At 73.7% G+C, this 22,786-nt stretch carries 26 protein-coding genes; 14 read left to right on the top strand and 12 right to left on the bottom strand.

The genetic code is table 11. The features are described from left to right. Window positions 1–22 precede the first annotated feature (22 nt). From FHR78_RS14865 to rbsD, 4 genes are all read left to right on the top strand, one after another. Window positions 23–994: an ABC transporter permease gene (locus FHR78_RS14865; protein WP_208393042.1), complete on the top strand. Its 972-nt coding sequence runs from the start codon at window positions 23–25 to the stop codon at window positions 992–994. A gap of 138 nt (window positions 995–1,132) precedes the next feature. Next, complete coding sequence (locus FHR78_RS14860) at window positions 1,133–2,080, top strand: substrate-binding domain-containing protein (protein ID WP_208393041.1); 948 nt, start codon at window positions 1,133–1,135, stop codon at window positions 2,078–2,080. After that, complete coding sequence (locus tag FHR78_RS08520; protein WP_166760094.1) at window positions 2,080–3,099, top strand: PfkB family carbohydrate kinase; 1,020 nt, start codon at window positions 2,080–2,082, stop codon at window positions 3,097–3,099. Before FHR78_RS14860 ends, FHR78_RS08520 begins: the two co-directional genes overlap by 1 nt. Continuing rightward, entirely contained in the window at window positions 3,096–3,479 is a 384-nt protein-coding gene (rbsD, locus tag FHR78_RS08515) for a D-ribose pyranase (protein WP_166760093.1), read from the top strand. Before FHR78_RS08520 ends, rbsD begins: the two co-directional genes overlap by 4 nt. A 156-nt stretch (window positions 3,480–3,635) precedes the next feature. Here the strand turns inward: rbsD and FHR78_RS08510 are convergent, their stop codons facing one another. Then, window positions 3,636–4,313, bottom strand: a complete 678-nt coding sequence (locus tag FHR78_RS08510) for an NADPH-dependent F420 reductase (RefSeq protein ID WP_166760092.1) — start codon at window positions 4,311–4,313, stop codon at window positions 3,636–3,638. Between the two features lie 244 nt (window positions 4,314–4,557). Between FHR78_RS08510 and FHR78_RS08505 the strand changes: the two genes are divergently transcribed. Further along, window positions 4,558–5,256 carry an HAD family hydrolase gene (locus tag FHR78_RS08505; RefSeq protein ID WP_166760091.1) on the top strand — a complete coding sequence of 233 codons (699 nt, stop codon included), beginning with the start codon at window positions 4,558–4,560 and terminating at the stop codon, window positions 5,254–5,256. Between the two features lie 48 nt (window positions 5,257–5,304). On the opposite strand, the gene FHR78_RS08500 is transcribed toward FHR78_RS08505, so the two are convergent. The 5 genes from FHR78_RS08500 to FHR78_RS08485 form a co-directional block, all read right to left on the bottom strand. Further along, window positions 5,305–5,547, bottom strand: coding sequence for a hypothetical protein (locus FHR78_RS08500; protein ID WP_166760090.1), 243 nt, complete (start codon window positions 5,545–5,547; stop codon window positions 5,305–5,307). 216 nt (window positions 5,548–5,763) lie between these two features. After that, complete coding sequence (locus FHR78_RS08495; protein WP_166760089.1) at window positions 5,764–6,204, bottom strand: OsmC family peroxiredoxin; 441 nt, start codon at window positions 6,202–6,204, stop codon at window positions 5,764–5,766. A gap of 56 nt (window positions 6,205–6,260) precedes the next feature. Then, entirely contained in the window at window positions 6,261–6,707 is a 447-nt protein-coding gene (locus tag FHR78_RS15155; protein WP_347878120.1) for a MarR family winged helix-turn-helix transcriptional regulator, read from the bottom strand. A gap of 83 nt (window positions 6,708–6,790) precedes the next feature. Next, window positions 6,791–7,456, bottom strand: coding sequence for a hypothetical protein (locus FHR78_RS15150; protein ID WP_243862272.1), 666 nt, complete (start codon window positions 7,454–7,456; stop codon window positions 6,791–6,793). Then, window positions 7,453–8,667 (bottom strand): hypothetical protein, encoded by a 1,215-nt coding sequence (locus tag FHR78_RS08485; RefSeq protein ID WP_166760088.1) that lies wholly within the window; start codon window positions 8,665–8,667, stop codon window positions 7,453–7,455. Before FHR78_RS08485 ends, FHR78_RS15150 begins: the two co-directional genes overlap by 4 nt. 113 nt (window positions 8,668–8,780) lie before the next feature. On the opposite strand from FHR78_RS08485, the gene FHR78_RS08480 reads away from it, so the two are divergent. Then, window positions 8,781–8,993: a hypothetical protein gene (locus FHR78_RS08480; RefSeq protein WP_166760087.1), complete on the top strand. Its 213-nt coding sequence runs from the start codon at window positions 8,781–8,783 to the stop codon at window positions 8,991–8,993. Between the two features lie 77 nt (window positions 8,994–9,070). Then, window positions 9,071–9,658 carry a GIY-YIG nuclease family protein gene (locus FHR78_RS08475; RefSeq protein WP_432207147.1) on the top strand — a complete coding sequence of 196 codons (588 nt, stop codon included), beginning with the start codon at window positions 9,071–9,073 and terminating at the stop codon, window positions 9,656–9,658. 124 nt (window positions 9,659–9,782) lie between these two features. On the opposite strand, the gene FHR78_RS08470 is transcribed toward FHR78_RS08475, so the two are convergent. Beyond that, window positions 9,783–10,874 (bottom strand): hypothetical protein, encoded by a 1,092-nt coding sequence (locus tag FHR78_RS08470; RefSeq protein WP_166760086.1) that lies wholly within the window; start codon window positions 10,872–10,874, stop codon window positions 9,783–9,785. A 128-nt stretch (window positions 10,875–11,002) separates the two neighbouring features. On the opposite strand from FHR78_RS08470, the gene FHR78_RS08465 reads away from it, so the two are divergent. Further along, complete coding sequence (locus FHR78_RS08465; protein WP_166760085.1) at window positions 11,003–11,548, top strand: MOSC domain-containing protein; 546 nt, start codon at window positions 11,003–11,005, stop codon at window positions 11,546–11,548. A 70-nt stretch (window positions 11,549–11,618) separates the two neighbouring features. Here the strand turns inward: FHR78_RS08465 and FHR78_RS08460 are convergent, their stop codons facing one another. Continuing rightward, on the bottom strand, window positions 11,619–11,987 hold the full coding sequence (locus FHR78_RS08460; RefSeq protein ID WP_166760084.1) for a VOC family protein: 369 nt from the start codon (window positions 11,985–11,987) through the stop codon (window positions 11,619–11,621). A 61-nt stretch (window positions 11,988–12,048) separates the two neighbouring features. Between FHR78_RS08460 and FHR78_RS08455 the strand changes: the two genes are divergently transcribed. Together FHR78_RS08455 and bla are read left to right on the top strand one after the other, a co-directional pair. Then, window positions 12,049–12,519, top strand: coding sequence for a MarR family winged helix-turn-helix transcriptional regulator (locus FHR78_RS08455; protein ID WP_166760083.1), 471 nt, complete (start codon window positions 12,049–12,051; stop codon window positions 12,517–12,519). Window positions 12,520–12,700: 181 nt separating this feature from the next. After that, the gene (gene bla / locus FHR78_RS08450) at window positions 12,701–13,651 is read left to right on the top strand and encodes a class A beta-lactamase (RefSeq protein ID WP_166760082.1); all 951 of its coding nucleotides are present in this window, start codon (window positions 12,701–12,703) and stop codon (window positions 13,649–13,651) included. Window positions 13,652–13,733: 82 nt separating this feature from the next. Here the strand turns inward: bla and FHR78_RS08445 are convergent, their stop codons facing one another. The 4 genes from FHR78_RS08445 to FHR78_RS08430 form a co-directional block, all read right to left on the bottom strand. Then, window positions 13,734–15,665 carry a PTS mannitol transporter subunit IICBA gene (locus FHR78_RS08445; RefSeq protein WP_166760081.1) on the bottom strand — a complete coding sequence of 644 codons (1,932 nt, stop codon included), beginning with the start codon at window positions 15,663–15,665 and terminating at the stop codon, window positions 13,734–13,736. A gap of 67 nt (window positions 15,666–15,732) precedes the next feature. Beyond that, window positions 15,733–16,527, bottom strand: coding sequence for a sorbitol-6-phosphate dehydrogenase subunit (locus tag FHR78_RS08440; RefSeq protein WP_166760080.1), 795 nt, complete (start codon window positions 16,525–16,527; stop codon window positions 15,733–15,735). A gap of 64 nt (window positions 16,528–16,591) precedes the next feature. Beyond that, window positions 16,592–17,149 (bottom strand): 6-phospho-3-hexuloisomerase, encoded by a 558-nt coding sequence (gene hxlB, locus FHR78_RS08435; protein WP_166760079.1) that lies wholly within the window; start codon window positions 17,147–17,149, stop codon window positions 16,592–16,594. Continuing rightward, a complete protein-coding gene (locus FHR78_RS08430; protein WP_166760078.1) occupies window positions 17,146–17,880 on the bottom strand; it encodes a ribulose-phosphate 3-epimerase in 735 nt (244 codons plus the stop codon). The genes hxlB and FHR78_RS08430 overlap by 4 nt, the downstream gene beginning before the upstream one ends. 136 nt (window positions 17,881–18,016) lie before the next feature. Here FHR78_RS08430 and FHR78_RS08425 point away from each other — a divergent pair, with 136 nt between their 5' ends. The 4 genes from FHR78_RS08425 (at window position 18,017) to FHR78_RS08410 (ending at window position 22,775) form a co-directional block, all read left to right on the top strand. Continuing rightward, a complete protein-coding gene (locus FHR78_RS08425; protein WP_166760077.1) occupies window positions 18,017–19,306 on the top strand; it encodes an ROK family protein in 1,290 nt (429 codons plus the stop codon). Between the two features lie 263 nt (window positions 19,307–19,569). Then, window positions 19,570–20,907: an ABC transporter substrate-binding protein gene (locus FHR78_RS08420; RefSeq protein ID WP_166760076.1), complete on the top strand. Its 1,338-nt coding sequence runs from the start codon at window positions 19,570–19,572 to the stop codon at window positions 20,905–20,907. Window positions 20,908–21,018: 111 nt separating this feature from the next. Beyond that, window positions 21,019–21,882 (top strand): carbohydrate ABC transporter permease, encoded by an 864-nt coding sequence (locus tag FHR78_RS08415; protein ID WP_166760075.1) that lies wholly within the window; start codon window positions 21,019–21,021, stop codon window positions 21,880–21,882. After that, window positions 21,879–22,775: a carbohydrate ABC transporter permease gene (locus FHR78_RS08410; RefSeq protein WP_166760074.1), complete on the top strand. Its 897-nt coding sequence runs from the start codon at window positions 21,879–21,881 to the stop codon at window positions 22,773–22,775. The genes FHR78_RS08415 and FHR78_RS08410 overlap by 4 nt, the downstream gene beginning before the upstream one ends. The last annotated feature ends 11 nt before the right edge of the window (window positions 22,776–22,786 follow it).

The following is a 22,786-nucleotide window of genomic DNA, read 5'->3' as shown; positions in this document are numbered from 1 at the left end:
CCACCCGAGCAGGAAGACACCCATGACCACCACCACCGTGAAGGCGCAGCGACGCTCCTTCGACATCAAGGCGTTCCTCGCCGCCAACGGCGCCCTCGTCGGGCTCGTCGTGCTCTGCCTCGCCCTCTTCATCGCGACGCCCGACTTCCTCACGGGCCGCAACCTGCTGAACATCGGCATCCAGGTGTCGACCGTCGCCGTGCTCGCCTTCGGCATGACGTTCGTCATCGTCGCCGGCGGCATCGACCTCTCGGTCGGCTCGGTCGCCGCGCTCTCGGCGATGGTGTCGAGCTGGACGTTCGCGACGGCCGGCCTGCCCGGCGGGCTCGCCCTGGTGGTCGGCCTCGCGACCGGCCTGGTCGCCGGCCTCGTCAACGGGTTCGCCAGCGCCTACGGCAAGCTGCCGTCGTTCATCGCCACGCTCGCCATGCTCAGCGTGGCCCGCGGGCTCACGCTCGTCGTCAGCGACGGGCGCCCGATCTCGACCCCCGCCGCGGTGTCGTTCCTCGGCGGGAACGTCGGCCCCGTGCCGGTGCCCGTCATCGTGCTCGTCGTGGCCGCCGCGATCGCGTCGTTCATCCTCAACCGCACCGTCGTCGGCCGCACCATGTACGCCGTGGGCGGCAACGCGGAGGCGGCACGCCTGTCGGGCCTGCCCGTCAAGCGCATCGTCGTCACGGTCTTCGGCCTCGCCGGCCTGTTCGCCGCGCTGGCCGGGCTGCTGCTCGCCGGCCGCCTCGACTCGGCCCAGCCCCAGGCCGCGGCGGGCTACGAGCTCGACGCGATCGCCGCCGTCGTCATCGGCGGCGCGAGCCTCGCCGGCGGCGTCGGCCGCATCTCGGGCACCGTCATCGGCGCCCTCGTGCTCGTCGTCATCCGCAACGGGCTCAACCTGCTCAACGTGACGTCGTTCTGGCAGCAGGTCGTCATCGGCCTCGTCATCGCCCTGGCCGTCGGCGTCGACGTGCTGCGCCGCAAGACGCGCAGCTCGTAGGCCGCCGGGCGCCCGCCCGCCCCGACCCGCGCCTCCTCGACCCGGCCCGCGCCTCCCCGGCCCGCGCCTCCTCCCGCTCTTCCCCCTGACCCTCCCGACCCTCACCGCATCACCCGAACCCCCACCGAAGGACACACGATGAAGTCTTCCTCGTTCCGCAAGGCCGCCACCGTCGCCGCGATCGTCGCCGTGGTCGCCACCGGCACCGCCGGCTGCAACCGCACCCCCGCAGGGGAGGCCGACCGCCCCACGGTCGTCCTGTCGCTGTCGACCCTCAACAACCCGTTCTTCGTCGAGCTGCGCGACGGCGCGCAGGCCGAGGCCGACGAGAAGGGCGTCGACCTGCAGGTCGTCGACGCGCAGAACGACTCCGCGACGCAGAGCAACCAGCTCGCGACGGCCGCCTCGAACGCCGACGCGGTCATCCTCAACGCCGTCGACAGCGACGCCGCCGGCCCCGCCGCCGCGCAGCTCAACGACGCCGGCGTGCCCATCGTCGCGGTCGATCGCGCGGTCAACGGCGCCGACGTCGCCTCGTTCGTCGCCAGCGACAACGTCGCCGGAGGCGAGCAGGCCGCCAAGGCCCTCGCCGAGGCGATCGGCGAGAAGGGCGAGGTCATCGTGCTGCAGGGCGTCGCCGGCACCTCGGCCAGCCGCGACCGCGGCGAGGGCTTCACCAAGGGCATCGCCGAGTTCCCCGGCATCACCGTCGTCGCGCAGCAGACGGCGAACTTCGACCGCGCGACCGCCCTCGACGTGACGACCAACCTGCTGCAGGCGCACCCCGACGCGGTCGGCGTCTTCGCCGAGAACGACGAGATGGGCCTCGGCGCGATCCAGGCCCTCGGGTCGCGCGCCGGCACCGACGTGAAGGTCGCCGCCTTCGACGGCACCGAGGACGGCCTCAAGGCCATCGAGGCCGGCACCCTCTCGAGCACGATCGCGCAGCAGCCCGGCGAGCTCGGCGCGCTGGCCGTCGACCAGGCCGTCAAGGCGATCGACGGCGGCGAGGGCGACGACGGCCCGTCCGACCAGGCCGTCGAGGTCATCACGGTCACGAAGGAGAACGTGGGTGACTTCTCCTGATGCCCCGCTCCGCTGAGGTGGTCGTCGTCGGGTCGATCAACGTCGACCAGGTCGTGACGACCGACCGCCTTCCCCTGCCCGGCGAGACGCTGATCGGCACGTCGATGACGCTGCTGCCCGGCGGCAAGGGCGCCAACCAGGCCGTCGCGGCGGCCCGCCGGGGCGCCGCGACGACGATGGTCGGGGCGGTGGGCGACGACGTGCACGCCGAGGCCGCCCTGCCCCTGCTCGTCGCGAGCGGCGTCGACGTGGGCCGGGTCGGCGTCGCCGCGGGGCCCACGGGGCTCGCCGTGGTGACCGTCGGCTCCGACTCCGAGAACACGATCGTCGTCGTGCCCGGCGCCAACGCGTCGGTGGACGAGGAGGCGGTCGCCCGCCACTCCGAGGTCGTCTCCGGCGCCGCCGTGGTCGTGCTGCAGGGCGAGATCCCCGTCTCGGGCATCGAGCGCGCGGCACGGCTGGCGACGGGGCGCCTCGTGCTCAACCTCGCCCCGGTCGTGGCGGTGTCGGCCGAGGTCGTGCGCCTGGCCGACCCCCTCGTGCTGAACGAGCACGAGGGGCGGCTGCTGCTCGAGATGATCGCGCCCGACGCGGCGGGGCGCCTCGCGGGACGGGAGTCGTCGGACTCCTCGACCGGCGCCTCCTCGTCCGACGCTTCCTCGGCCGGCGCGGACACGGCCGACGCGGCCGTCGTCGCCGAGCTGCGCGCGCTGGGCACGGCCTCCGTCGTGCTCACGCGGGGAGCCGCGGGCGCCCTCGTCTCGGACGCCTCCGGCTCGTGGTCGGTGCCGTCCCCGCGGGTGCGGGCCGTGGACTCGTCCGGGGCCGGCGACGCCTTCGTCGGCGCCCTGAGCGCCGCGCTCGCGAGCGGGTCGTCCCTGCTCGAGGCGGCACAGGAGGCGGTGCGCGTCGGCGCCTACTCGGTCACGACCGCGGGCACCCAGCCCTCGTACCCGGGCCTCGACGACGACCTGCCCGGAACCGACGAGCAGGTCACGGCGATCGAGGTGACGGCGTGAAGCGCGGCGGCATCCTCAACGCCCAGCTGAACGCGGCGATCAGCGGGCTCGGCCACGGCGACCTCGTCGTCGTGGCGGACTGCGGGCTGCCCCTGCCGGTCGGCGTGCCGGTCGTCGACCTCGCGGTCGTGCACGGCCTGCCGCCGTTCGCGGCGGTGCTCGACGCCCTGCTGGCCGACGCCGTCTTCGAGGCGTGCACGGCGGCGGACGAGAGCGTCGGCACGCTCGCGGGCGAGCAGATCGCGGCCCGGTTCGACGAGGTCGACCACGTGACGCACGACGAGCTCAAGGCCCTGAGCGGCCGGGCGCGGCTGCTCGTCCGCACGGGCGAGGCGACCCCGTTCGCCAACGTCGTGCTGCGGTGCGGGGTGCCGTTCTGACCTGAGGGTCCGAGCGGGCGCCGGCCCAGACGCAGAGAACCCCGTTCCGTTCACCGAACCACGGAGCAACGTGGTTCGGTGAACGGAACGGGGTTCGTCGTGGGGCGCGGGTCGCACCCCAGGAGGCGCGGGTCGCGCCCCGGGGACGAGCGGCGGCTACGCCTCGTCGGCGTGCGGCGCCGGCTCGTTCGTCGCCGTGGCGCGCGTGGCCTTCGCCAGGTTCGCGACGAGCTCCGAGCGGGTCTGCGTCACGACGTAGGCGGGCTGGTCGCGCTCGACGCGCCAGCTCTCGCTGAGCGGCCCGACGTTGACGGTGTCGAAGCCGAGCTCGTCGTAGAGGCGCTGCACGAGCTCGGCGGCCTCCTCGAAGTCGCTCGACGTCGCGAGGGCACGGCGGCCCTCGGTGCCGGAGGGCTTGCCGTCCGTCGTGATGTCCTTCGCCATGATGTGGTTGAAGCCCTTGGCGACCTTGCTCTCGGGCAGGTGGCGCTGCAGCATGCCCGAGACGGTGTCGAGGCCGTTGTCGAGGGCGGCGATGTGGCCGTCGCGCTCGAAGTAGTAGTTGTTCGTGTCGATGACGACCTTGCCGGCGAGCGGCGCGACGGGCACCTGCTCGTAGTTCTTCAGGGGCACGGTGACGACCACGACCTCGCCGGCCTCCGCCGCCTCCTCGGCCGTCGCGGCGCGCGCCTTCTCGCCCAGGTCGTCGATGAGGTCGCTCAGGGTCTCGGGACCGCGCGAGTTGCTGATCACGACGTCGTGGCCGTGCTCGATGAGGGCCCGGGCGACCTGGCTGCCGATGTTGCCTGCTCCGATGATTCCGTACGTAGTCATGCGAGCAGCCAACGCCTGCCGGGTCGCCAGGTTCCCAGCGAGCTCGGAGGCGGCGCCCAGCACGGCGCCCGCCCGCGGCGACGATCCGGCCCGGACGGCCGCCTCGGGGCCGGGGACGCGACCATCGGGGGCAAGTCGCTCGCGTGGGGTGCGGGCGCAGGGCGTGGGTTGCTCGGACCTGGCCCGGGCGCCGGCGCGGGGCGCACCCCGAACGGTGCAGTCCCTGCAGGTACAGGCTGGGGGCATGACCGACCCGACCCCCGCCTCCTCCGCTCCCGTCACCGCCGTCCTCTTCGACATCGACGGGACGCTCGTCGACTCGAACTACGCGCACGTCGACGCCTGGTCGAAGGCCTTCGCCGACATCGGGCACCCCGTCGACAGCTGGCGGATCCACCAGGGCATCGGGATGGACTCGTCGCTGCTGCTCTCGACCCTGCTCGGCGACGAGGTCGCGGAGGCGCGGGGCGACGAGGCGAAGGAGCGGCACTCCGCCCACTACCTGCCCCACGGCGACACCGACCTGCACGTCTTCGCGCGGGCGACCGAGCTGCTCTCGGAGCTGACCCGGCGCGGGCACCGGGTCGTGCTCGCGACCAGCGCCCCCGAGGAGGAGCTCACGGTGCTGCGCGGCCTCCTCGACGTCGAGGGCGCCCTCTGGGCCGTCACCTCGTCCGAGGACGCGGACACCGCCAAGCCCGACCCGGGCATCGTCGAGGGAGCGCTCGAGAAGGCCGGCGTCGACGCCGACCACGCCGTCATGGTCGGCGACGCCGTCTGGGACCTGGAGGCGGCAGGTCGCGCCGGGGTCGCCTGCGTCGGCGTCCTCACCGGCGGGACGTCGCGGGCGGGGCTGCTCGAGGCGGGCGCCGTCGAGGTGTGGGACGACGTCGCGACGCTGCTCGACGCGCTCGACGACAGCGCGGTGGGCCGGCTGCGCTGACGCCCCTGGCGGGCGGGCTGCCCGCGTTCGGCCGGCGCCCGGCCGTGCCTAGCGCTTGCCGAGCCGCCCGACGAGGCGGGCCCAGGCGCTCCGCCCGCGGATCGGGCACGGCGCCCGGCGCTCACGGCTCTCGGGGTCGGCCACGAACGACGACGACGAGCAGGCCGTGCAGGTGAGCACCCACGGGTGCACGCTCAGCCCGGAGCCGTAGTACGGGTTGTCGACGAGCCGGGCGCGGCCGCCGCAGCCGGGACAGGTCGGGGTCGCCGTGGGGCGGGTGTGGTCGTTCATCGTCGGGCCTTCCGTGGAGGGACGCCCGGTCGTCCGTGCCCGAGCGCTGCTGCGTCGTCTCGGGTTCGGAGTGCCGCCTCCTCGTGACTGGCCCGGGCCTGGCCCCAGATCGGGGCGCGGCCGCACCGGGCCCACGACGAACACCGCCGAGTGGACGGGACACCGCCGAAGTGGGCGGTGCCTCGTTCACTCGGCGGTGTCGGAGGGTGCTGCTGCCTAGCTCTCGAACGTCGCGTCGAGCGTGATGTCGACGCCGGTCAGCGCCTTGCTCACGGGGCAGGTCTCCTTGGCGTTCTGCGCCGCGGCCTGGAACGCGGCCTCGTCGATGCCCGACACCTCGCCGCGCACGGTGAGGGCGATGCCGGTGAGCTTGAAGCCGCCGGCCGAGTCCGGGCCGAGCGAGACGTCGGCCTTGACGTCGAGGGCCTCGACGGTGCCGCCGGCCTGGCCGAGGACGGCGCTGAACTGCATGGCGTAGCAGGCGGAGTGGGCGGCCGCGAGCAGCTCCTCGGGGCTGGTGGCGCCGTTGGCGTCGTCGGCGGCGCGCTTCGGGAACGAGACGTCGTAGGTGCCGAGCTTCGAGCTCGAGAGCTCGACCTGGCCCTCGCCGGTCTCGAGGCTGCCGTTCCAGGCGGTGCGGGAGGTGCGAGTGGGCATGGTGTCCTTCTTTCGTGGAGGGGATGGTCGGGTCGGAGGAGTCGTGGTGGCCGTGCCTAGGAGGCGCCGCGCACGCTGTCGCCCAGGTCGCCGACCTGGGCCGTCAGGGCCGCGATCGCGGCGGCGTCGAGGCCGGTCGCGGCGCAGATGCTCGCCGGGATGCCGGCGGCCGAGGCCCGCAGTGCCTCGCCGGCGTCGGTCAGCTCGACGCGGACGCTGCGCTCGTCGTCGGGGACGCGGGTGCGTGAGACGAGCCCCTGCCCCTCGAGGCGTCGCAGCAGCGGCGACAACGTGCCCGAGTCGAGGTGGAGGCGCTCGCCGAGGCCCGAGACGCCCGTCGGCCCCTGCTCCCACAGCACGAGCAGCACGAGGTACTGCGGGTACGTGACGCCGAGCGGCTCGAGCAGCTCGCGGTAGCGCGCGGTGACGGCGCGGCTGGCGGCGTAGAGCGCGAAGCAGATCTGCTCGTCGAGCAGGGGCGTCGCGGGGGCGGTCGTGGTCACGAGCACGACTGTAACACGTTGTGCGCAACTAGGTTGCACGCAATTCGTCGAGAGGGCCCCGCCGGCTCGGCGCGCGGCGTCCGTCAGCGGTCCGCCGGGGCGGTCCGCGCCTCCTCGACGGCAGGGTGCGCGGTGGCGAGGTCGATCGCGACGGAGGCGCGGCCCAGCGTCTCGAGGCTCGTCACGACGCTGAACGGCAGGCTGATCGCCGACACGAGCGCCCCGGCGAAGCCGACCCCCGGGAACCCCGCGGCGACCATGACGCCCACGACGCCGACGACCGCGAGGGCCAGGGCGCCGGACAGGCCGAGGAGGAGCGTCACCGAGCCGACCAGGCCCACGTGCTGCTTGCGGGCGGAGGCGAGGAGGCGCGGTGCCAGCGTCGCCGACAGCTCGGGTGCACCGGGGCTCGAGTAGTCGAGCACGAGGCGGTCGTCGCGCCACGAGACGGGGGCGAGGTCGCGTCGGTCGTGCCGCAGCGAGACCCCGACGACGGCGGCGACGCCGAGGGCGGCGGCCACCGAGGCGAGGCTGATCGGCGCCACGACGCGCAGGGCTCCCGCCCAGTCGAGGTCGTCGTCGCCCACGAGCACCCGGTCGACCGCGACCGCCGCGAGCGACCCGACCACGACCGCCACGACGACGAGCCACGCACGACGGCGCGGCGTCAGGAACCGCGGGGCGGCGGCCCGCCACTCGTGCCAGCCACGGCGACGGAGGTCGGCGCGGGTGGGGGACGGCCCGCTCACGGGCGCGCCTCAGAGGCCGGACCGGTCCCGGGCGACGGGGTCGGCGCCTCCTCGGGGGTGGTCGCGTCGAGCACGTGCGCATGGTCGTCGGCGAACCGGCGGAGGCGGCGGTGGCGGACGAGGAACAGCGGCACGAAGGCGACCATCGCGACGGGCAGGACGACGACCAGGACGCGGGTCGCGATCCACGCGTCGTCGGACAGGGCCAGGGGCAGCTGCTGGCAGAGGAGACCTGCGAAGAGCAGCTCCGACTGGGCGATCTGCACCGGGTACGCGACCCTGTTCATCGAGGCCCAGCGTGCAGCGAGGCGCTCGTCGTCGGGGCCGAGCTCGACGGCGCGCCGGCCCATCACGGCTCGTCCCACCCTGCGTGCGCGTTCCTGGTCACGACCGAACAGGCTGGTCACCGTCCGCTGCATCCGCAGCGACACGACCAGGCACGCGCACGAGGCGGCGATGAACGCCAGCCCGGCCGCGACGAGCAGCGCCTGTGCCCCGCCGTCGTCGTCCTCGCCCGGGACGAACGAGAGCCCCACCGCGACCGGCACGAAGGTCAACGCGAACGTGAGCGCGACCGTCCGGACGGCCCGCCGCACCTCGGTGCGGGTGGGCGGCCGCCAGGTCGGCGACTCCGCCTGCTCGGCCGCGCGTCGACCGGCGCGCTCGCCGAGGGCGGGTCCGGCCCAGAGGGCGACGAGGGTCAGGACTGCGCCGACGGCCACGAAGGAGGCGGGCAGCCAGGCCGGCGACCCGCTCAGCACCGCGGACACCAGCACCAGGGCCGCTCCCGCGACCTCGGCGCCCAGCACCGCGGCGAGGAACCGGCGGTGTCGGCGCCTCCCGGCGTCGCTCGCCGGGACGTCCCACGCGGCGAGGACGGCGCCGAGCACGAGCGGTGGCAGCACCAGCAGGCCGAGCCCCGCGACCCCGGCGAGCAGCGGCCCGGTGCCGCCGTCGGTCGAGAGCAGCACCAGCAGCACGGTGCCGCCGATCTGCACGCCCGTCGCGAGGAGCACGGCTCCGACGAACCCGACGACCGCGAGCGAGTCGGGGCCGGAGCCGCGTCGCCGTGGTGCCGGTGGCCGGAGGGCGGTGCTGTCGGTGTCGGTGTCGGGGCGGGCGTCGGTCTCGGCGCGGGCGGCGTCCCGTGCCGCGGGAGCCGCGGCGGGCGAGGGGGAGGCGGCCGGAGGGCGGTGGTCGTCGTCGGTCACCGCCCCAGTCTGGCCGCCCCGCGTTCGGGGGGCGCGGCGCCGGGCGGGTGGAAGCCCGCGGCCGAGGGTGACCGGCGGGCGGGCGGTCCCGGCGCCCGCGTAGCCTCGACTGCATGAGCAGCGACACAGCCGGGCACGACGACCCCACGGGCATGACCGACGACGAGAAGCGCCACGACCAGCTGACGCGGGCGCCCAAGTCGGACGAGTCCGACGCCGCACCGCGCATCACGACGGAGGAGCGCGGCGACGGCGTCACCCGCATCGACGTCGCGGACACCGCCAAGGTGCGACCCGGCGGGGGAGAGGCGCAGGAACTCGACTGACCGGTGCCGGCGCTCCGCTGGCCGGCGCCGGTGTCGGTGCCGCTGGCGGTGTCGGCGGTGCGGCCTACGGTGACGACGTGACCGCGTCCTCGACACCTGCCCGCGCCTCCTCGGGGCTCGACGGGGCGTGCCTGGTCGACGGCTGTGCCCGGGCCGCCGAGGCCGGTGCGCCGGCTCTGCTCTGCGCCCGGCACCTCGACGCGGCCGCCGACTGGTCGGAGCGCGAGCACGGGCTCACCGACCTGCTGCCCTCGCCGTGCGTCGCGTGCGGGTCGCGGCTCGGGGTGCACTGGCCCTCGGGCTGGCTCTGCGCGGTGTGCGAGTGGCGGCACGGCGACTCCCCGGACGGCGAGCTGCCGCCTCCCCGGGTCGACGTCGTCTACTACCTGCGCTTCGACGACCGCGTCAAGATCGGCACCTCGTCCGAGCCGCGACGACGGCTCGCGCGGCTGTGGCACGACGAGCTGCTCGCCTTCGAGCGCGGCGACCGCCTCGTCGAGCACCGCCGGCACGTGCAGTTCGCCGAGCACCGGTTCGGCCGCACCGAGTGGTTCACGGCCGCCCCCGAGCTGATCGAGCACGCCGCCGCGCTGCGGGCCGGGTCGGACGACCCGTGGCGGACCTACGACCGCTGGCGCAGCGAGGCGGTGGCGCTCCGGGGCTGACGCGACGCCGGCGCGCGCCGGCGCGTCGTGCGGCTGCGCGAGTTGCCCCGAACGGTCGCTCGGCTCGCGCGGGAGCGGCATTCTGGGGCAACTCGTCCGCCCGTCGCACGTGCGGCGCGCGTGCTCAGCGCAGCCAGGCGTCGACGTAGAGGTCGCCGCGCACGGCGCGGAACACGTCGAGCAGCTGCGGCACGGTGCTCTTCGTGAGGCCCGACACGACGAGGTCGTGCGGCCCGAGCGCCTCGAGCCCGCCGGTGCGGACGCGCACGACCTCCCACCCGGCGGACCGCAGCGCGCGGTCCTTGCGGCGGTCCGCCTCCTCGCGGTGGCCGACGTGCTCGAGGCCGTGCCGGCCCGTGGAGTCGTACTCGACCGCGACGCGCAGCTCGGGCAGCAGCACGTCGGGCCAGGCCTCGACGTGGTCGAAGAAGGGCCGCGCGATGCGCACGGCGTTGACCCCTGCCGTGAAGGTGATCGCGGCCGTGAGGTCGGCTCGGAGCTCCTGCTCGACCGCGGACGCCGGAGGCGGTGCGCACGCGCTCGAGAACGCCTCGCCGACGGGCAGGTCGGGCGTCGCGCCGCAGAGCTGGCTCGGCCGGCGGGGAGCCGGGGCCGCACGCCGCGCGCGAGCGGTCACGGGGGAGGGGCGGGTCGAGGTCGTGTCGCCCGCGGTCCGTGACGGCCTGTCGTCCGCACGCCGCGACGGCAGGCCGTCTGCGGTTCGCCTCGAGGGCCCGCCGTCCGCGGCGCGTGCCGCGGTGCCGCCCATTCGCCCCGCGGCCGCCGCCCCCACGCGCCGCAGCAGGGCCGCCCGCTCGCCCGCGTCGACGACGGGTGCGGCAGGCGCCGCGGGCCCGTCCGCGCGCGGCCGCTTCGGCGCGGGGTCGATCGGCACCGCGGGCAGCCGGCGGGGCGAGGCGAGCTCGGCGCAGGTCGGGCACCACGACGACCGCCGCCGCTCGCGGCCGGGCCGGTGCCGTTGTTCGTCGGGGGTCGCCACGAAGACGTGCCCGACGTCGCAGAGCCAGGTCAGCCAGACCTCGGCCGCGGGCGGCACCTGGCTGAGCAGCAGCCCTCGGTTGTTCTCGGGCCGGTACTGCCGCACGAGCACGGGGTAGCGCGCCCAGGCGTCGCGGTACGCGCCGGGGGCGTAGGGCACCTCGGCGCCGCGGGACCGCTGTCGGCGGGCCCACCAGCTCTCGATCGGTTCGGGCACGCCGCGACGCTACGACGCACCGCCGACACCCGGGCGCACCGCCGGCGGCGTGAGGCGCCGTCGACGTCGGCCACGACACGAGGAGGCGCCCCCTCGACCCGGCGCCCGTCGCGACGGATGATGGGGACATGACCCGCGCCTCCGTCGTCTCCGTCAGCCGCGACGCCGAGCACCGCTTCTCGAAGCCCGCCGTCGACGAGGTCGTGCTCGTCGCCGGTCTCGGGGTCGAGGGCGACGCCCACTCCGGCACGACCGTGCAGCACCGCTCGCGGGTGGCCCGCGACCCGTCCCAGCCGAACCTGCGCCAGGTGCACCTCGTGCACGCCGAGCTGTTCGACGAGGTCGGCGGGTCGGGCTTCGCGGTGCAGCCCGGCGAGCTCGGCGAGAACGTGACGACCCGCGGGGTCGACCTGCTCGGGCTGCCGCGCGGTGCCGTGCTGCGGCTCGGGGCCGACGCCGTGGTCGAGGTGACGGGGCTCCGCAACCCGTGCCGCCAGATCGACGGGCTGGGGCAGGGCCTGATGCGCGAGCTGGTCAGCCGCGACGACGACGGCGAGGTGGTGCGCAAGGCGGGCGTCATGGCCGTCGTGCTCGTCGGCGGACGCGTGGCGGCGGGCGACCCCGTCCACGTCGAGCTGCCCGCCGGGCCGCACGAGGGCCTCGAACCGGTCTGAGCCGGCGGGGCCGCGGGCCGCGGGGCCGTGGGGCCGCGGAGCGCCCCGGCATGGTGCCGTCGACCCCGGGTCAGGCGCGGTCGTGCAGCGTCACGTGGTAGCCGTCGGGGTCGGCGATCGTGACCGTGCGGCCGAAGGGACCGTCGAAGGGCTCGGCCACGATGGTGTGCCCGTCGGCGGCGAGCGCGTCGTGGATCTGCTGCACGTCGGTCGCGTGCAGCCACAGCGCGACGCCGAGACCGGGCTGGGGCGTCGAGTCGAGGTCGGTGCCGGGCAGCGTGTCGCGGAGGGCGAAGGCGATCGGCGTGGTCGTGAAGACGACGGCGTGCGGTGGCCCGGCGGGGGAGCGGACGAGGCCGAGGTAGCGCTCGTAGAACGCCTGCGACGCGGCGAGGTCGCGGGTCTGCAGCGAGATGAAGTCGGGTCCGGTGACGGGCATGGTGTGCTCCTCTGTTCGTGTCAGGTTCCTGACACGAGTCAACCTATGTCAGAATGCTGACATGAGTCAAGAGGGCACCGGCGTGGACCTGGACACCTCGCTCGGCTACCTCCTCAAGGAGGCGGCCAGCGCGCTGCGCGCGGCCATGGAGGAGGTGCTGCGTCCGCTCGGCATGACCGTCACCCACTACGCCTGCCTCGAGCTGCTCGCGCAGCGGCCGGGCTCGTCGAACTCCGAGCTGGCGCGCGGCACCTTCGTCACCCGGCAGAGCATGAACGTGCTGCTGCAGTCGCTCGAGCGGGACGGCTCCGTCGTCCGGCCCGCCGAGGCGCCCGTCGGCAAGGCCCTGCCCGCGAGCCTCACGCCGAAGGGCCGTCGCCACCTGGCGCAGGCGACGGCGGCCGTGCGGAGCGTCGAGGTCAGGATGCTGGGCGGCCTGGCCGAGGCGGAGCAGGCGACGGCCCGCCGCCTCCTGCGGTCGATGGTGGCGTCGTTGCGCGACGGCGCCGGCGCGCGACCCGACGCGACCTGAACGACCCGACCCGCCCCGACCCGCTCGACCCGACCCGAGGAGGAGCGGCGTCGTCCTCGAGGACGAACTCGCCGCCTCCTGGGCGTCCGGTCGCGCGCGGCGCCCCGGGTCTCCGACAAGCTGGCCCGGGTCGCCCGACCTGCCGCGCCCGCGGCCCGGAGGGCGTCCGAGGAGGAGCGACATGACCATCGAGAAGACCCTCGCGGTGCTGGCCGCCGCCGTGCTGGCCGCCACGACGGCCGGGTGCAGCGCCCCGGCGGCGCCGGACGGCACGTCGACCCCGTCGTCGTCGGCGACCGCGACCGCTCAGCCCGCTCCCGTCCCGACCGACGTCTCCGACGCCGTCGCGGCGGACCTCGCCGCCCTCGAGGCCGAGTACGACGCCCGCGTCGGGGTCAGCGTCGTCGACACCGGCACGGGTGCGACCCTGTCGCACCGCGCCGACGAGCGCTTCGGCTACGCGTCGTCGCTCAAGGCGCTCGCGGCGGCGCAGTTCCTGCACGACGTGCCCGCGGACCAGCGTGACGAGGTGGTCACGTGGACGGCCGCCGACGTCGAGGCCGCCGGCTACTCGCCCGTCACGAGCGAGCACGTCGCCGACGGGCTGCCGCTGGTGCAGCTCGCCGAGGCGGCGGTGCGCCGCAGCGACAACACCGCGCTGAACCTGGTCCTCGCGCGCATCGGCGGGCCGGCCGGGCTCGACGCCGGCCTGGCCGCGATCGAGGACCGCACGACCGAGGTGGTGGGCACCGAGCCCGACCTCAACACGATCGAGCCCGGCAGCACGGACGACACGAGCACGCCGACGGCCTTCACCGCCGACCTCGTCGCGCTGCTCGACGGCCGCTGGCTCGCCGACGACGACCGGGCGCTGCTGCTCGACTGGATGAGCGGCAACGCCACGGGCGACACGCTGATCCGGGCCGGTGCCCCGTCCGGCTGGGTCGTCGCCGACAAGTCGGGAGGCGCGGGCGGCATCCGCAACGACGTCGCGGTGGTCACCCCGCCCGGTCGCGCACCGGTCGTGGTCAGCGTCTTCACGTCGCGGAACGACCCCGACGCCGACTACGACGACGCCCTCGTCGCCCGGACGGCCGCGCTCGTGCTCGGGGCGCTGCCCGCGACGAGCTGAGGGACTGCGGCGGGTGCGCGGAGGGGGACGGCAGGAGGCGCGGTGCCGGTCTCGCACACCGCGCCTCACGGGCTCCCGCCGGCTAGGCGTCCACGTCGGCCGTCGTCAGGATCTCGACGATCTCGTCGGCGCTGGTCGCGCGGCGCATCCGCTGGACCTGCTCCTCGTCGGAGCAGACCTGTGCGATCCGGCTGATGATCTCGAGGTGCGAGCCGTCCTTGCCGGCGATGCCGATGAGGACGTACGCGATCTCGTCGCCGAAGGCGACCCCGTCCGGCACCTGCACGACCGAGATGCCCGACCTCAGGATGTCGCCCGCCGAGCCGTCGTCCCCGTGGGGGATGGCGACGTGGTTGCCGACGTAGACCGTGACGAGCGCCTCCCGGCGGTGCATGGCGTCGAGGTACGCCGGCGTGGCGTAGCCCTGGCGGACGAGGATCTCGCCGGCGGCCGTGATGGCGGCGTCCTTGTCGGTGAAGGACCGCCCCAGCTCGACGTTCTCCCGGGTGAGCAGGTCGGGGTCGACCACGACGGGGGCCTCGGACGCGGGCGCCGCCGCCGAGCTGGTTACCGAGTTGGCCGCCGCGCCGTCCGCGGTCCGCAGCACGTCGACGATGGCGTCGAACTGGGAGGCCTCGACGAAGTTCGTGATCGCCATGAAGCGCACGGAGCCGTCGTCGTGCTGCCGCTTCGTCCGGTCCATGAGGTTCGTGTGGGTGACGATCAGGTCGACCCCCTTCGGGATCTCCTCGATCTTCGAGTTCGTCACGGTGACGTCGAGCATCGCCTTGCGGACCTTGGTCGCGAGGATGGACGCGCCCATCGCGCTCGACCCCATGCCGGCGTCGCAGGCCACGACGACGGAGCGGATCGGCTGACCGGCGGTGCCGGCCGCCGCCAGGCCCGCGTTGATCCGCTCGCGCTCGACCGCGTCGCCCTCGGCGATCTCGTCGTCGTCGCCGCGACGCTTGCCCGTCTTGAGCAGCAGGGCCGCCAGGACGAACGCGACCGCCATCCCGGCGAAGAAGCCGATGAGGTTGCCGGCGAGCGCGCCCTTCGGGGTGAGGGCGAGCATGGCGAAGATGCTGCCCGGCGACGGCGTGGCCACCGTGCCGCCGTCGAAGAGGACGAACATCGACAGCGAGGTGGCGATGCCGCCCATGGTCGCGAGCACGAGCTTGGGGTTCATCAGCACGAACGGGAAGTACACCTCGCCGATGCCGCCGACGCCGGCGATGAGCGCCGCCATGGGGGCGGTCCGCTTGGCGAGTCCTCGGCCGAAGACCGTGATGGCGAGCAGGGTGCCCACGGACGGCCCGGGGTTCGCGTCGACCAGGAACAGGATCGACCGGCCCTGCTCCGCCACCTGCTGGATGCCGAGGGGGGCCATGATGCCGTGGTTGATGGCGTTGTTGAGGAACAGCACCTGCCCCGGGGCCACCGGGACGGCGAGCAGCGGCAGCAGGTCGTTCGCGAGGATCCAGTTGACGCCCGCCGACAGCACGGCCAGCACCACCGCGAAGGCGGGCCCGATGGCGAGGTAGCCGGCGATGACGATGAGCAGCCCGAGGATGCCCATCGAGAAGTTGCTCACGAGCATCTCGAAGCCGGCCTTGACGCGGCTGGCGAAGAACCGGTCGACGTGCTTGAGCAGGAAGGCGGCGAACGGCCCCATCACCATCGCGCCGGCCAGCATCGTCACGTCGGACCCGACGATGACGCCCATCGTCGCGAGCGCTCCGATCGCGCCGCCCCGGGCGCCGTGGACGATGTGCCCGCCGGTGTAGCCGATCAGCAGGGGCAGGGCGTACGTGATGATCGGCGACACGAGGTTCGCGAGGTCGGCGTTCGGGAAGTAGCCCGTCGGGATGAACAGGGCGGTCAGCAGGCCCCAGGCGACGAAGACGCCGAGGTTGGGCATAACCATGCCGCTGAGGAAGTTGCCGAACCGCTGGACGCGCTGCAGGATGCGGCGGTCGTGTCGGGGATGAACGTGCGTCGTTGCGATGTCCATGTGCTGCCTTTCGAGGCGGTGGTCGATCGGGGTGGTGCACGGCCCGTCGACGGCGACGGGCCGCGGGTCAGCGGGACTTGCCGCCGGTGACGTTCAGGGTCGTGCCGGTGATGTAGCTGGCGTGGTCGGAGACGAGGTAGGACACGAGGTCGGCGATCTCGCCGAGCTCGCCGACGCGGCGCAACGGGATGGACGAGGCGTAGTCGTCGTCGATCAGGTCGGGGTCGAGCCCGCGCGTGTACGCGAGCGCCGCGTAGTTCGCGTCGCTGTTCATGGCCGTGCGCTTGTTGATGCCGGGCGCGACGCCGACCACCCGGATGCCGTGCTGCCCGAGCTCCTTCGCCCACGAGCGGGTGAAGCCGTTCAGCGCGGACTTCGTGGCAGCGTAGATGCTCTGGCCCACGGAGCCCTCGGCTCCGGCCTCCGACGAGATGTTGACGATGACGCCCGACTGCTGGTCGACGAAGCGGCGCGTGACGGCCTGGGCGCAGAGGAACGGGCCCTTCTGGTTGACGCCGGTGATGAAGTCGAAGTCGGCCTCGCTGGCCTCGTACTCGGGCTTCTCGCCGTAGAAGTCGACGAGCAGGCGCGGACGGTTGACGCCGGCGTTGTTGACCAGGGCGTCGACGCGTCCGTAGGTCTCGACGACGTCGGCGACCAGGGCCTCCACGCTGGCCTTGTCGGTCGTGTCGCAGGTGACGAAGCGGTCGGACCAGGTGGGGACGTCGTCGTTCGTGCGGAGGTCGGCGACGACGACGATCGCGCCGTTGGCGCGGAGGGTGGCCGAGATGCTGGCGCCGACTCCCGACGCTCCGCCCGTGACGATGACGACCTTGCGGTCGAGGTCGATCCAGTTCTTCATGGTGCGTTCCTTCGGTGCAGTGTGTCGGTGGGGGAGATCGGGACGGAGGACGAGGGACGGGCCGTCACTCGAGGTTCGCGTGGTGCTGCCACAGGCTCGCGAGGTCGATGCCCTCGGTGTCGATCAGGGCGAGGGCGAGCGAGTCGCCGAGCAGCAGCAGGCACTGCTCGAACAGGCTCGTCATCGGCTGGACAGAGCTGACCTCGGCCCCGGTCGAGAACTTCGTCTGCACGGGGATGCGCACGAAGACGCCGGTGTGCGCGGCCATCGAGCTCACCGGGTTCGCGCCGATGTGGGCGACCCGGGCGCCGATGGACGCGGCCTTGGCGGCGATGGCCAGGGGGACGGCGCTCTCACCGCTGCCCGAGCCCACGACGAGCAGGTCCGTGGGCGTGATGGCCGGCTCCGTGACCTGGCCCACCACGACGGTGTCGACGCCGAGGTGACCCAGCCGCTTCGCGACGGACTCGAGCGCGAGCAGGACGCGTCCGACGCCGACGAAGAACACCCGGTCGGCGTCGGCGATGCTGCGGCTGAGCGCGGCGACCTCGTCGTCCGACACCGCGTCGAGCGTGGCGGCGACCTCGGAGACCACGAGGGACTGCGCCTCGGAGAACTTCACCGGGTCACCGCCCCGACGGTCTGCGGCGCGTCGTCCGGGGCGAGCGGTCCGGAGGCCGAGGCGACGACCTCGTCCAGGCGCCGCTTGTTCTCGGCCAGGGTCGCCCCCGGGATGAAGAGGCCCGTGCTGCCGAGGACGAGGTTCGAGGCGCCGGCGCGCACGAGGGCGGGGATGGTGTCGAGCGAGACCCGGCCGTCGACCTGCAGGTCGACCCCGGGCGCCTCGGCGTCGATGAGGGCGCGCAGGCGACGCACCTTCTCGGCGGCGTAGGGCACCTGGGTCTCGCTGCTCGAGGTGGCGTAGCCGGGGTTGATCAGCATCGCGCAGACCATGTCGACCTGGGGCAGCACGTACTCGAGCACCGAGAGCGACGTCGCCGGGTTGAGGGCGATGCCGGCTCGTGCCCCGGCGCGGTGCACGAGGGTGACCAGCCGGTCGACGTGGAGGGTGGGCTCGTGGTGGAACGTGACGCTCTCGAAGCCCATGTCGAGCACGGCGCTGACGAAGTACTCGTTGTTGGTGGACATCACGTGGGCGTCCATCGGCAACGACGTGACCTGGCGGAGCCGGGCTGCCGTGTCGAGCCCCATGGGCATGCTGGGGCTGAAGCTGCCGTCGATGACGTCGACGTGCAGGGCGTCGATGCCGATGCTCTCGAGCTCCTCGACGGTCGCCTGGAGGTTGACCAGGTCGCCCGTCATGATCGACGCCGAGTAGGTGACTGGTCGCATGGCGGCCTGCCTTCCGTGTTCGTGGGCCAGGAGGGTCCGTCGCGCTGCCGGGCGGCGACGCTGGACGGCCCGTGTGTCACAGTAGGAAAGAGCTTTGCGCCGTTCAACGACGGATTATCAACGGATCGAGACACAAATGAACGAGCACGTCCGCACCGGGCAGTCGCTTCCCCGGCTCGTCGCCCCGGGGACGCGCAGGAACATCGCGGTGCTCACGGAGGACGTCCTCAGCGCCGTCGCCGAGGCCGTCGCCGACCTCGGGACGGCCAGCAAGGCCGACCTGGTGCGCCACATGGGGCTGCCACGGTCGACCGTCAGCGCGCACGTCGACTGGCTGCTGAACCGCAGCGTGCTCGTCCACGTCGAGGGAGAGAAGCGCATCGCACGCGGTCGCCCGGCGGAGGCCGTGGCCCTGAACGGCCGGGCCGGCTGGGTCCTCGCCGTCGAGATGGGCGCGCTCAAGACGACAGCGGCCGTGGTCGACCTCGCGGGCGAGGTCCTCGCCCGCCGGCAGGTCGACCTCCCCGTCGCCCAGGATCCCGACTCGTACCTGGGCGCGCTGACCGACCTGCTGCACGAGCTCACCGGCGAGGCCGCCCTGACGGCCGGGCACGCCGTGCCCCCGGCCAACTGGGTCGCGGCGATGGCGCTCCCCGCCCGCATCGACACCGAGACGCGGACGCCCCTGCGGCCGACGATCATGCCCACGTGGGACGGCTACCCGGTGGGGGCGGCCGTCGAGGAGAGGCTCGGCTGCCCGGCGCTCCTCGAGAACGACTGCAGCGTGCGTGCCCTGGGCGAGGCCGGGTTCCTCGGCCCGGAGCACCTGCCGCTGATCTCGGTCCAGATCGGCACCGGAGTCGGCGCCGGCATCGTCGACAGCTCGGGCCACATCATCCGCGGCGCGAACGGGGCCGCGGGCGACGTGGGCCACATCCCCTACTCCCGAGGCGGCGACGCCCTCTGCTCCTGCGGGTCGCGCGGCTGCGTCGAGGCCGTCGCGTCCGTCCCCGCCATGCTCGCCAAGATCGAGGCTGCGGGGGTCACCTGCAGCGACCCGACGCTCCGCGGCTCCGACCTCCTCCTGCGCCTGCTGCTCGAGGGCGACCCCGCGGTGACGCAGGCCATCGACGAGAGCGCCGAGGCGATCGGCGAGGTCGTCGCCTCGCTGTGCAACGTCATCAACCCCCGGCGCGTGATGATCACGTCCGCCTTGGCGAACGTCGGCCACGAGCTCCTCGCCGGGGTCCGGAGCTCGGTCTACTCGCGGGCGCGCCCCCTGGCCACGAAGGACCTGGTGATCGACTACAGCCGGCTCGGCGCCGACGTCGGCATCGCCGGCGGCTACCTGATGGGCCGCGAGCACCTCCTGCAGCCGGGCACCATCAAGGCGCTGCGCGTCACGGGCCCCGACGGCGACGCCTGAGGCGGGAGGCCGGGCCGCGACGACGGGCCCTCGGGTCGGCCCGGACAAGCCGCGTCGGGTGGGCCAGGATGGCGGTGGACGTCACGTCCGCCGCGAGCCCCAGCCGCAGTGCCCTCCCGCCGCCCCGCGTGAGGCACACCCTCTTGTTCCGTCGAGCGCTTGCCCTGGTCACGACTCCCATGAGTGACAGCTCCGGCAGGTCGGTCAGTGGTGCAGGGAATCCATGCCCCGAACAGGGCTCCATCTGTTTCCGAGGACACTCCATGACACTTCCCCTGCGCACCCCTGCGCGTACCCGCCGCCTCCTGCTCGGCGCCCTGGCGCTGTCGACGACGGCCCTCCTGACCGCGTGCGGCGCCGGAGCCGACGTCGGCGGAGCGGGCGTCGCCTGCGACGTCCCGCAGCCCGACAGCGCCACGACGGTCAACGTGCTGTCGTACAACAGCCCGTCGACGAACCCCTTCTCAGACGCCATCGCGACCGGCTGCACGGGCGGGAACCTCACCGTGAACGCCCCGACGACCGACTTCTCGGGCCAGAGCCAGCGGGCCGTCCAGTCCCTGTCGGGCGACCAGGCCAGCTACGACATGGTCGAGGTCTACGGCCTCGTGCTGCCGCTCTACGCCGAGCGCGACTGGATCCAGCCCCTCGACGACCAGATCGACGCGAAGGGCGACGACCTGGCGATCGACGACATCGACCCCGAGCTGCTCGCCGCCCTGCAGTACGACGGCCAGCAGTACGCCCTGCCGACGTTCTGGGGCACCGTCATCTTCGTCTACCGCCAGGACGTCTTCGACGACCTCGGCCTCAAGGTGCCGACCACGTTCGACGAGATGTACGCCGCGGCCGACACCATCCGTGCCGAGACCGACATGGAGAACCCCCTCGCCCTGCCGTTCAACGCCGCGGGCGACACCACCACCTCGTACAACCAGTACCTCGGCTCGCTCGGCGGCTCGTGGTTCGAGGGCGACACGGCCGTCCCCTCGCTCGACACCCCCGAGTCGATCGCCGCGCTCGACGCGATGCGCGCCACCTACCAGCAGATGAGCACGCAGTCGACGTCGTGGTCGTCGCCCGAGGTCATCACGCAGCTGCAGACCGGCCAGGCGGCCATGTCGATGCTCTTCGCGGGCCGCGTCTCGGCGCTGCTCGACGAGGGCCAGACGGACCAGTTCGACAACTTCGCCTTCGCCGTGCCCCCGTCGGTGAAGGAGGGCGGCACGCCCGCCACCAGCCTGTCGGTCGACGGCCTGTCGCTCGCCGCCAACTCGACGGTCGACGACGACCTGCTGTTCGACCTGCTGGGCGTGGCCACGGGCGCGGATGCTGCCGAGGAGGCCGCCGCCGCGACCATCCCGGCCCGCACCACGCAGGCCCAGGCCGCCGACCTGCCCTTCGAGAAGGCCGCGCGCGACGTGCTCGAGGGCGCGAACCCCAACGGGCTGCCGCAGGTGCCCTACATGTCCGACGTCTACGCCGCCATGGCCCCGGTCCTGGCCCGCGTCGTCAACGGCGAGATCAGCTCGGCCGACGGTGCCGCGCAGCTGCAGGCGGCCGCCGTCTCGGCGGTCGCGTCGGCCGGCTTCGCGCCCTGATCGACGGCCGGAGGTGCGGTGCAGGTCCGACCTGCACCGCACCTCCGGCTCTCCCTCGTCCTCCTCGGCACGCGCCCTGCGGCGCCCGTGCCCCGTCCGCGTCAGGACCTCATGAAAGCCAAGGAATTCGCAGCGTTCACCGCTCCGGCGGTCGTGCTGATGGGCGGACTGCTCATCGTGCCGCTGGTCACCACCGTCGTCTGGAGCTTCCAGAACGTCCCCGTCGGCCAGCCCGGTGTCTTCAACGGCCTCGACAACTACGTCGAGATCTTCTCCGACGAACGGTTCGGCAGGGTCGCCGCGTTCACGGTCGGCTACACGCTCGTCGTCACCGCCGCGAAGCTCGTGCTGGGCTACGCCATCGCCCTGCTGCTCGCGCGCGTGCGACGGGGGCGCATGGTGATCCTCGGCCTGCTCATGGCGAGCTACGTCGTGCCCACGGTCATCGGCGCCCTCAACTTCTCGTGGCTCTTCAACGACGTCTTCGGCGGCGTCGTCAACCAGCTGCTCGCCGTGGTCGGCGTCCACGTCGACTGGCTGACCGAGACCGGCCCGGCCCGCACGCTGATCGGCCTGCACGCCCTCTGGCACGAGACGCCGTTCGTCATCCTCGTGCTGCTCGCGGGCCTGCAGACGCTGCCCGAGGAGCCCCTCGAGGCCGCCCAGCTCGACGGGGCGAACTGGTGGCAGCGCCAGCGCTACATGATCCTGCCGCTGCTCGCGCCGCTGATCTCGTTCGTGACGCTCATCAGCATCATGGACAGCCTCAAGGTCTTCGACTCGATCCGCATCATCACGCCCGCGGCGAGCACCGTGGGCACCGAGTCGCTCATGGCGTTCGTCTACCAGGTGGCCCTCGCCGAGTCGTACCGCCTCGGCGTCGCCAGCGCGGTCAACGTCGTGACCATCGTCATCACGCTGCTGCTGCTCATCCCGTTCCTCCGTCAGACCTGGAAGGGCGCCCGAGCCGCATGAGCACCGCCACCCGTATCCCCGCCCGCCGACCGGGCGCCGACCTGCGGCCCGCCGCGCTCGAGCGCCGCCGTCGCGAGCGGATCGGCGGGGCCCTCGCCGCCGCCGCGCTGATCGTGGTCGTCCTCGTCTCGCTGAGCCCGTTCCTCTGGGCCCTGCTGACCGCGATCAAGCCGTTCCAGGACGCCTTCACGAACCCGCCGACCTGGGTGTTCGAGCCGCGCCTCGACGCGTTCGTCGACCTCTGGCGCGGCACGCGCTTCGCCGCCGTCCTCGTCAACACCTTCGTCGTGGCCGTGCTCACCGTCGTCGTGGCGCTCGCCGTGGGCGCGCCGGCCGCCTACGCGTTCGCGCGCTACGCGGGCGTCGTCGGCCCGATCCTGCTGGTGCTCGCGGTCGTGCTGCGCACGATCCCGCGCTTCGCGGTCGTGCTGCCCTTCTACGAGATGTCGCAGGCCCTCGGCATCTACGACACGAACATCGCGCTCGTCGCGGCGCTCGTGGCCGTCAACATGCCGTTCACGCTGCTGCTGCTCGTCGGGTTCTTCCGCGACGTGCCCACCGAGCTCGACGAGGCCGCCATGATCGACGGCTGCAGCCGCTTCGGGGCGTTCCGCCGCGTCATCGTGCCGCTCATGGGCCCCGGGCTCGTCACGGCCGGCGTCTTCACGCTGCTCGTGGCGTTCCAGGAGTACCTGGTCGCGCTGACGCTCACCCAGAACCGGGCCGTCACGATCCCGGTCTTCATCGCCGCGCAGAAGGGCGCGGACGACGTCTCGACCTACCAGACCCTGGCCGCGGCGAGCATCGCGCTCGTCGTCCCGATCGTGCTCATCGCCGTCTTCGCCCGCAAGTACCTGGCGGCCGGGCTCGGGGGCGGCGCCGTCAAGGGCTGACGCGCGCCGCT

Origin of the sequence: Frigoribacterium faeni (assembly GCF_011761235.1) — a bacterium.
In the GTDB taxonomy this organism is placed as follows: domain Bacteria; phylum Actinomycetota; class Actinomycetes; order Actinomycetales; family Microbacteriaceae; genus Frigoribacterium; species Frigoribacterium faeni_A.
Note: the sequence above shows the minus strand (reverse complement) of the source record. Positions and strands in the feature narration are given on the sequence as shown.